The sequence below is a fragment of the Aquimarina sp. RZ0 genome, assembly GCF_008370685.1.
Classification (GTDB): domain Bacteria; phylum Bacteroidota; class Bacteroidia; order Flavobacteriales; family Flavobacteriaceae; genus Aquimarina.
Genome location: NZ_VTZU01000129.1, coordinates 1 through 7,772 on the forward strand (window position 1 = coordinate 1; position 7,772 = coordinate 7,772).

The 7,772-nt window shown below is 32.7% G+C and carries 6 protein-coding genes and 1 pseudogene; 5 read left to right on the top strand and 2 right to left on the bottom strand.

The window, feature by feature from the left end; all coding sequences use genetic code 11:
* Positions 1-129: 129 nt before the first annotated feature.
* From dcm to F0000_RS26015, 5 genes and pseudogenes are all read left to right on the top strand, one after another.
* Positions 130-1,370, top strand: a pseudogene (dcm, locus tag F0000_RS25995) (DNA (cytosine-5-)-methyltransferase).
* A 26-nt stretch (positions 1,371-1,396) separates the two neighbouring features.
* The gene (locus tag F0000_RS26000; protein ID WP_149627627.1) at positions 1,397-1,681 is read left to right on the top strand and encodes a hypothetical protein; all 285 of its coding nucleotides are present in this window, start codon (positions 1,397-1,399) and stop codon (positions 1,679-1,681) included.
* Between the two features lie 314 nt (positions 1,682-1,995).
* Positions 1,996-2,376, top strand: coding sequence for a TdeIII family type II restriction endonuclease (locus F0000_RS26005; protein ID WP_255452905.1), 381 nt, complete (start codon positions 1,996-1,998; stop codon positions 2,374-2,376).
* 231 nt (positions 2,377-2,607) lie between these two features.
* Positions 2,608-5,040 (top strand): hypothetical protein, encoded by a 2,433-nt coding sequence (locus F0000_RS28165; protein WP_223148946.1) that lies wholly within the window; start codon positions 2,608-2,610, stop codon positions 5,038-5,040.
* 317 nt (positions 5,041-5,357) lie between these two features.
* Positions 5,358-6,101 carry a hypothetical protein gene (locus tag F0000_RS26015; protein WP_149627629.1) on the top strand — a complete coding sequence of 248 codons (744 nt, stop codon included), beginning with the start codon at positions 5,358-5,360 and terminating at the stop codon, positions 6,099-6,101.
* Positions 6,102-6,477: 376 nt separating this feature from the next.
* Here F0000_RS26015 and F0000_RS26020 read toward each other — a convergent pair whose 3' ends face one another.
* Positions 6,478-7,128 (bottom strand): hypothetical protein, encoded by a 651-nt coding sequence (locus F0000_RS26020; RefSeq protein WP_149627630.1) that lies wholly within the window; start codon positions 7,126-7,128, stop codon positions 6,478-6,480.
* 4 nt (positions 7,129-7,132) lie between these two features.
* The gene (locus F0000_RS26025; protein ID WP_149627631.1) at positions 7,133-7,522 is read right to left on the bottom strand and encodes a hypothetical protein; all 390 of its coding nucleotides are present in this window, start codon (positions 7,520-7,522) and stop codon (positions 7,133-7,135) included.
* Between the last annotated feature and the right edge of the window lie 250 nt (positions 7,523-7,772).

Here is a 7,772-nt window from a genome sequence, read left to right on the forward strand (position 1 = left end):
TTATTTTTTCTTTATGCAAGGCAAAAAAATCAAGCATAGCTATAGCTACGGTTTATTTTTTAAACGAAGTAGAAAGGAAAAAGAAACGATGAATATGCGAAATTTTTAGTTATAAATCGTATTAGTAATATGGTTACAAAAGAATATTTATCTTTATCTGAAACAGCAGAATTGGTAGGTAAGAGTAAGGAAACTCTAAGAAGATGGGATAATGAGAGCATCTTAAATGCAGTAAGAGAGCCTGTTTCTAATTATAGAGTATATCGAAAGAATGATGTCCAACAACTTTTAGGAAACCTTTTTGATGAAGTTACGGAAGATAATATTTCTAATTATGAAGAGCTTGAAAATGAATATTCCGTTTTAGAACTATTTGCAGGTGCTGGTGGACTTGCAGTTGGAATGGAAAAAGCAGGATTGAAATGTGTTGCTTTAAATGAAATAGATAAATGGGCTTGTCAAACATTAAAAAAAATAGACCAAAATGGAATGTCCTAGAAGGAGATATTAAAGATTATGATTTTAATAAATATAGAAATTCTATAGATGTAGTAACAGGAGGGTTTCCTTGCCAAGCATTTAGTTATGCAGGAAAAAAGTTAGGCTTAAATGATGCTAGGGGTACGTTGTTTTATGAATTTGCTAGAGTTGTTAATGAAGTAAATCCACTTATTTGTATCGGAGAAAATGTTCGTGGACTATTAAGTCACGAAAAAGGAAAAACTCTTGAAGGTATGATATCAATACTTGACGAAATAGGTTATAGTGTTGTTCCTGTGCAAGTTTTGAAAGCTATTAACTATAGAGTCCCTCAAAAAAGAGAAAGACTTATATTAGCAGGTGTCAGAAAAGATATTAATATAAAATATAAATACCCAAAACCGCATAAAAAGATATATAATCTATCTGATGCGTTAAAAAAAGGGGATTTATATGATTGTAAAGTTCCAAAATCGGAAGGAGCTAAATATCCTGATCATAAAAAAGAAATTCTTGATTTAATTCCACCAAAAGGATATTGGAGAAATTTGCCAATTGAATTGCAGAAGAAATATATGGGTAAAAGTTTTTATTTGGGTGGAGGAAAAACGGGTATGGCTAGAAGAATTGGTTGGGATGAACCAAGTTTGACTTTAACTTGTAGTCCGGCTCAAAAACAAACTGAAAGATGTCATCCTGATGAAACAAGACCATTTACCGTAAGAGAATATGCTAGAATACAAACTTTTCCTGATGAATAGAAATTTGCAGGTTCAGCTTCTCAGCAATATAAACAAATTGGAAATGCCGTGCCTTGTAATCTTGGTCAAGAAATTGGTTTTTCACTAATTACATTTCTTAATAGTTATTATAAGAATACGGTTAAATAATATTATATTTCGGCATATTTATTATTATGCCAACACCAACAGAACAACAAGTATTTGAAATTTCTAGAGAAACTGTAATCAGCAGCATATCAAATTTTATTCGAAATCGAATAGACGTGGTTCCTAATTTTCAAATTCTTGATTTAATTATTCCGGTTGAAAGGAAAATACGTTCGATAGTTGGTGGAATGGAGACTTCTTTAGGAACTACACTTTGGGAACCCTTAGCAAAAAATTTAGCAACTCTCAACGATTTTGAGGTTGTTAATGAAAATCTGCCAAAACCTGCTAATATGCCTGCAAATTTGTAGAATACTTTACAAATTGTAATTGAAGGTAGGAATAATAAAAATCCAGTTTTTGATTCAGAATATTGCCACAATAGGATTAAGGAAATTTGTCAAGCTTATGTAAATAACCCAATAAATGATTTTGTTCCTGCTCCCAGAGGTTTTGGAGTTGATATTTGGCTAAGAGCTTGTTTAAAAACCTTACTTCCTGAAAACAAATATTTTAAGAACCGTGAGCTTACTTCAAATAATTAAAATATCTCGATATTCTCATCATTTGAAGTGTCCTCAGAACCTCAAACTATTGATTTTCAATTTGTATTCTTTTTAAACATATTCTAAGGAAGGATGAAGTAAATTACTTTTTCGACACAAAAACTGTTCAACCAAACGTTGGTTCACTTTCTAAATGTTTTGAACAAGTAATAAACTGGTATGCATTTTTCTATTCTCAATTTCCAACTCAATCTGCTCAGTCAAGAATTGTATTTCCCTATAATCCGTATGGAGAGATTAATTTTTGGAGTAAGACAATGGGAGGAGGATGGCCATTAGAACCGGATAATGAAGGTTGGGTCGAAAATCAATTTTGGGATTTCTGTTCAGGTAGAGAAAACACTTATCAAGTTATTCACAATGCTTTTATTTCAATTTCAGAATCAGGAGATTTAGAAGATATTATTCAAGATATTTTTTATGGTAATAATCGTGAGTAATAACTGTCAACATAAAATAATGATAAAAGCTTTCTTTTTATAACTCTTTCTTTATTTGCTTAAAAAAATGGATGCTCCTTGTTTATACGCTAAAATAAACTAATAAAAAAACATATGGAATAGCTATTTAAACACTGGTACTATAACAGCTTTCTCTTTTTTAATACATTTATAAAAATTGTATCTCAATATTCTATATAGTTGTACTGTATAAAAACATTATTTCTTCCAATGATAAAAAAAACACGTAGCGTTACCATAGTCATCATGTTTTTAACCTCATTGTATTCTCCTGCTCAGATCACCTTACTTGGTGACAATTTACCACACCAGAATATGAATGATGGAAATTTTGAAACGATAAAAGGGTATTGGCGTGAGGCTAAACAATCTCCTTTTTGGGTTACAAAAATTGTAGATGGAGGAGATAATAATACGCCTATAGGTTTACATAATGGCACTATGTTTAGTAGTAACACTATTGGTATTATAGAGTCTAAAATATTAAATACCAACCCCGAATATCAAAAACTAACTCTCGGAGATACTATCCGATGGAGTTTTGATGCAGATTTAGAATACAAAGGTAAAGGAAGCATTACGTTTAGCTTAGTTTTTGGAACACACGAACGAATTTTAAAAAATAAGCAACCGCTGATAGGTTCTGACAAAAAATTTGAACATTTTAGTGGTACTTATACGGTTACTAAAGAAGACCTAGCCACGGTCATGCCTTTTGTAAGAGCTACGCTATATTCAGAAAATGATATAAAGATATACCTTGACAATGTCAATATTAGTGTCATCGCCTCAGAAAAATCCGCCCCTCAAGAACTTCAAGCTTCTATAACTCCGCAGGGCATTAAATTATCCTGGACAGAAACTAAAAAAACCTATAATGTATATCGTAGTATATATAGAAATAAGAATTACAAACCACTAATCTCAAATCTGAAAACAAACGTATTTGTTGATAATACTATTATCAATGGGGTTGTATATTACTATTTGGTAACGCAAAATCTTCCGAACGAATCAGGTTCATCTCCCATTATTACTGCTCGTAAAACAGATGCTGAATCTCCAGCTCCTCCTACCGAAATAAAAGTTGAAACTGATGATACAGAGATAAGACTTAGCTGGAAGAGAAATATAGATACTGATATAAAAAGTTATTCGGTTTTTCGTGGAGATGCTACAGAAAATAATTTTATAGAAATTGCTAAAGACCTAAAAGGCAATTCATATGAAGATTTTTCTCCAAAAAAAGGTATTGCAAACGTATATGTAGTATATGCGCACGATTATAGCGGCAATACCAGTATTGCCTCTAAGACTGTTAAAGCAAAAGTTAAAGCCATTCCAGGCGCATCTTTTCGTGATTTAATTCTACCCATGCCTATTCACAAAAAACTTAGTACTGACACTTGGGGAACAAACCAGGTAGTACCTCGCGATACAAGTAACGGTATGGAGCACCCGGATTGGTCATATTGGGGCGGACATCCCATAAAAGGCGAAGACAAAAAATATCATATGTACATAACCCGATGGCCAGAAAAGGCTATAAAAGGACATTGGGAATGGCCTAATTCTACAGTAGCTCACGTAATTTCTGATACGCCGACAGGCCCCTATCATGTAAAAGAAGATACAGCCTACTCATTCTATCAGGGCTTGGGTCACAATCCGGATATAACAAAACTCAATGACGGCAGCTATATGCTATATGCTTTGATAAACTGGAAAAATTATCTATTCACTTCTAATTCTATAGACGGTCCCTGGGAGGTAGAAGGAACTCTTTCTGTTGATTATGACAAAACAAAAACTGGCGACTCCAGAGAGTATCAATACTATAGAAATTTATCCGCAGTGCATCGCGAAGATGGGAGTATGCTTATTGTGTCAAAATTCGGGAGTATGATGCTCAGTACACATGGGATATTAGGCCCATACCAGATACTTGGTAAGACTATTAATTATAATGAGACCATCCCAGAGAAATATAGAAAATCTGTTTATGAAGATCCTACTATGTGGCGTGATGAGGTACAATACCATCTGCTTATTAATGCTTTTATTGATAAACGTGCTATTTATCTACGTTCACCAGATGGTATTCATTGGGTGTTTGATCCTGGGGTTGCCTATGACACAACGATTACTTCATATGAAGATGGTACAAAAACGCACTGGTACAAATTAGAACGCCCTCACGTCTTACAGGATGAATATGGCAGAGCAACACATCTATCTCTCGCAGCATTAGATGTTCCAAAAGCTGATGACTTATCTAATGATAATCACAACTCAAAAAATATTATTATTCCCCTTACTGTTCATAAACGTATCAAAATTTTAAATAAAGAAAAGATTCATAAAGACACAAAAAACATACAGATTCTTATCCTATCAGAAGAAGGCTTTGATGCGCAAAAAGAAGTGGATCTTTCGTCATTACGTTTTGGAGCATCGCAAGAAGTTAACTTTGGTCGAGGTAGTAAGGTATTAAAATCTAAAAATCAAGGTAAGGATTTATTAGTCGTATTTGATGGAAAAAATAATGGCATTACTGAGAAAAATTTTGCTGGAAAATTAATTGGTAAAACAAAAGATGATGAATTAATTATTGGTTTTTCTAGGCTAAAAGCTCACCAATAAAGTAAAGCCAATTCGGGTCATGCCCTCGGAGCTTTTGAATCTCGATTGTCGAGTAAAACACGATGCTACAATAACTACGAATAAAAATATTTTTCCACGAGTGATACTCGAACAACTACACGGTTTACTGCATTAAACAACCCATTTTTTTTATATAAAATATTCCTAAAAGTCAATTGTTTTTGTTAGAATCAGGCAGCTATCCTCTTAAAAATAAGTTAACAAATAATTAATCAGACCTATCTGATTTCTTGTTTTTTTTAATGTAATTTAGGGGAAAATTCCTAATCATTTTAATTAACCAATTTAAAAACAAAATGAAAAAATCAAACAAATTACAAGTGATCGCAGCGGCTATCGTTTTAACGTTTAGTGCTTGTCAAAAAGAAGACGCATTAGAACAAAATGAGCAACTTCTGGATCTTAAAACTGAAATCATCACAGTACCTATAAACCCGATAACTGGTGAACCAGAGGTACAAAATTATGTCCCAACTAATGTAGTAACAAATATTGAAAATAATCAAAAAGCGGTAGGTGGTCAAATCATAGATGATCAGGAAATCAGAGTAGGGAGAGATCCTAATCACGCTTTAGAAGTGGATGGAAAACTACCAAAAGGATATGTGCTTACCGGTGTTGGAGCCAGAGCAAAGAAAGAAGAGATCACAACTCTTGTACTCGAAGGACGTTATGTAAACCCTGATGGAACAATGGGACCGAGAAAACAATTTAAATTTGGTTCCTCACCCAATAATGGTTTAGAAGTTTGGTATGCCGTACCTCATCAGCATATCATTACAGGAATTGGAGCGCGACTATCTGATGGAAATATTACAACTATGGTATTACGTCATCGTAAATTAAAAAGTAATGGAAGGCTATCTACAAGTCTCAATACAGCAAAAGTTGGATCAAGCCCAAATCATGGCTTAGAAGCAGAATTTATGCCAAAGGATCATAGCTTAAACATCAAAAGAACTGTTTTAACTCGTGTAGGAATGCGCGAAAAGAAAAGTAACCTAACAACTTTGGTTGTTTGGGCTAGTACGTTAAAATAATATAATTTTTATATTAAACTCCTCTTGGGTAGTGGTTTTCAACCAAAAAGTTTGGCTTTTGTAGATCAAATCAGTACTCAAGACGAGTTCATTGTATAAATCAGGGTGAAACAAGTTTCATCCTGATTTTTTATTGATTATTAATGTTTTTTCTATTCTACTCTTTTCCCGTTTTAGATGCTTTACCAGATGTTCAGCCACAATATTAAACGTTTACTTATTTTTTTATTACTTAAGAAATGTATTCCCAACATTATGAATTAATCACTCTCAGACATCTACAAAATATGTGTATCATTTGGCCATCTCAAAGTTATAGACTTACAGAAAAAGGTTGATCATAGACCAACCTTCTTGTTATTTAATATGATACTAATTAATCCTCAATAATATTACCGTCCTCATCTTTATAAAAACGTTTACCATTTTTAAAGAAGTATTTTTTTATCGTATCTTCTATAAATGGGATTTCTCGATCTAATTTAATAATACCTTCATATTCACCAAATTCGGGATATGGTTCATAAAGTACTCGAGTGTCCATAGGTTCTTTACTCTCATAATCTAATATTTTTTGATTCTTATCATCATATTTACGAGCAGATACATTTCCTTCTTCATCAAATACATAATGCATACGATACTCTTCTTGATTCGTATCTTCTTTAGTAAAATGATAATACCAAATTTCTCGTAAAAAAAGTTGTTCTTTCGGTTTTGTTTCTGTAAAAAGATATGTCAAATACTTTCTGCATCCTGGATCATAAAAATTAACTTCCGCATGTTTATTACTAGGATTAATAATAAAAGAGCAAAATAAATCATCATTAACTTCTAAAACAGAAAACTCATAAGCTTTATGATCTTCATGATTTTCCTTAGCTAAATCTTCAGATGTATTTATAATACCATTTTCAAAATCTTTAAGCCTGCTTTCATTATTCCATAAATCCCACCTTCTAATGGCACTTTTCTCTCCCATAAATTTTTTCCTATGAGAATTCCAAAATTCAAACTTATATTTCATATAATCAATAAATATTTCCTAATACATCTCGAATTTTTACACCTACTTCGTCTGCATACTCAATAACTTCGTCTGCTATTTGTTTTGTTTGTTTAGGTACTTCTAAAATCATTTCACCAGCTAATTTCTCACCTCCTTGTGCAATAGCATCTGCATTTCTAGTTGTATTTTTAATTACAGTACCTGGCGCATACTTCGTAGCTAATTCATCAATATATCCTTTTGCAGTATCTACAGCCACATTTCCTAATTGAGTGAATTTTCTAGATACAATTTCTTTACCTGGTATATAGCTATCTAAACGTTTTCCTGTTGCTAATACTACTTCATTAAAACCACCCATTCTCTTATAAAAACCTTCCCTAATAAAATTAAAGTAGTTTCCTTTCCACATTCTCGCTATCCACGGAGGTAAATGTTTTATTTTGCTTAGACAAGGTCTCGCATTATGCACCAACCATTCCCAAGCACCTACAAAATAGGTATGCCAATCAGCTACTTCAAAGTTATAAACCTAAATGACCCGTCCTGAAATATGTATACAAAAAACCAATGTATATGTATAAAAATGATGGATATGTGAGACGCTATAGCGAAAGCTTTAAACTCAAAGTTCTAGCAGAACTTACCAAAGGAAACCACTC

Excerpts from the sequence above, each read along its gene's own strand:
- F0000_RS26015 (WP_149627629.1), top strand. The coding sequence starts at position 5,358 with ATGAAAAAATCAAACAAATTACAAGTGATCGCAGCGGCTATCGTTTTA.
- F0000_RS26025 (WP_149627631.1), bottom strand. The coding sequence starts at position 7,522 with ATGTGGAAAGGAAACTACTTTAATTTTATTAGGGAAGGTTTTTATAAG.
- F0000_RS26000 (WP_149627627.1), top strand. The coding sequence starts at position 1,397 with ATGCCAACACCAACAGAACAACAAGTATTTGAAATTTCTAGAGAAACT.
- F0000_RS26020 (WP_149627630.1), bottom strand. The coding sequence starts at position 7,128 with ATGAAATATAAGTTTGAATTTTGGAATTCTCATAGGAAAAAATTTATG.
- F0000_RS28165 (WP_223148946.1), top strand. The coding sequence starts at position 2,608 with ATGATAAAAAAAACACGTAGCGTTACCATAGTCATCATGTTTTTAACC.